This window comes from Streptomyces chilikensis, from assembly GCF_001642695.1.
Classification (GTDB): domain Bacteria; phylum Actinomycetota; class Actinomycetes; order Streptomycetales; family Streptomycetaceae; genus Streptomyces; species Streptomyces chilikensis.
This window is the reverse complement of sequence record NZ_LWCC02000136.1, coordinates 1-1,466: the sequence shown is the minus strand read 5'-3', so window position 1 is coordinate 1,466 and position 1,466 is coordinate 1. Positions and strand designations below refer to the sequence as shown.

Below are 1,466 nucleotides of genomic sequence, written 5' to 3'. Positions count from 1 at the left end.
CCTCGGCCGCCGCCATCTTCCGGTACAGCCGCATCGGCTCGCCGTCCCGGTGCGCGATCGGCGTCGCCTCCGCCGCCTGCTCGCTCCGGACGCGGGTGAGCTGGTCGTGGAAGGCGCGCAGCTGGTTCAGCATCGAGGGGTGCGTGGCCAGCTTGGGGACCACGACGTCCTGGCTGTACGCGAAGACGTAGTAGCCGCTGTCGAAGTGGGCGGCAGAGCTGTCGGTCTCGAAGAACTCCGCGTACGCCCTGTAGTAGGCGTCCATGACGTCGGCGGTGACCTGCTTGGCGGGCCCGGGGGGCGCGGCATGCAGGTCGGGCACCATGCCGACAGGGGCGTGTGGCCTCGGAGACGGCTGCGCGGACAGCACCGGAGCGGACTCCTGCCCCTCGCCGATGCCGGTCATGAAGTCGCGGAAGGCTTCGTAGAGGGCGTTGTCGGTGGTGGTGGCGGTGACGGGGTTGGCGGTGCCGGTGTGCGGGGGTTGTGGGTCGGTGCCGTAGAGGCGCTCCAGCAGGGGGAGGAGGTCGGGTTCGTTGGCGCGGACCCAGGGGGCGCCGTTGTTGCGGGGGCGGCCGGTGGCCGTGTCGTGGCCGTGGTTGGTGCCGAGGTAGGCGTTGCTGAGCTGGGCGAAGTACTCGAATTCGTCGGTGGAGGAGTAGTTGTCGGCGTCCGCTCCCCAGAGGTCGCGGCGGACGCCGTCGGGCCAGGGGGCGTCCGGTCCGGCGGCCAGCCGTTCCTGGAAGGTGCGGCTGATGAGGTGGCGGTCGGTGTCGGTGAGGGCGGTGGTGTGGAGGAGGTGGGCGATTTCGTGGGTGGCGGAGGAGTAGCCCTCGGGCTGGTGGGGGACGGGGCCGACCGGGGTGTTCTCGCCCAGGAGGTTCTCCTCGGCGACGGCGGCGACGAGTCCGCTCTGGGCGCCGCGCAGGTCGTCCAGGCCGCGGCCGTCCGGTCCGTGCAGGCCGGCGAAGGAACTGACCGAACCGAGCGGCACGTCCTGGGGGAGGACGACGACCGCGGCGCCCGAGGCGAGCAGTTTGCGCACGGTGTCGGGGTCCCGCAGCATGCGGGCGACCTGGGCGTAGGCCTCCCAGCGGGCGGAGACCGGCCGCGCGGACTCGCCCGGCACCACGACCAGCAGCCGCGCGCCGAACTGGGCGAAGTCGTCCACCGACGACCGGTTCCGTACCGAGGTGACGAACTTGTCCTGTCCGGCCAGCCACCGCCGGTGCTCCGGGCTCAGCCGGGACACCGCCTCCAGCAATTCGGGGGTGGGCAGCGCGGACAGGCCGGTCATCAAGGCCTCGGCCGTGGGCGGTTCGACCGCCTCGGGCACCGGCACCACCGCGTCCGACACCGCACCGCCGGGTGCCGCGTCCTGCGGGCCGAGCGGCTCGCCCTGCACGCCACGTTCCTGTGCCGCCGCCAGCTTCCGGTCCACCAGGTCGAAGGCCAGCCGCCGCAGC

Annotated in this window: 1 protein-coding gene; it reads right to left on the bottom strand. The window is 72.9% G+C overall.

All coding sequences use genetic code 11. The annotated features are described in order from the left end of the window. On the bottom strand, positions 1-1,466 hold a 1,466-nt coding region (locus A2U95_RS32170), incomplete at both ends, for a hypothetical protein (protein ID WP_206283081.1).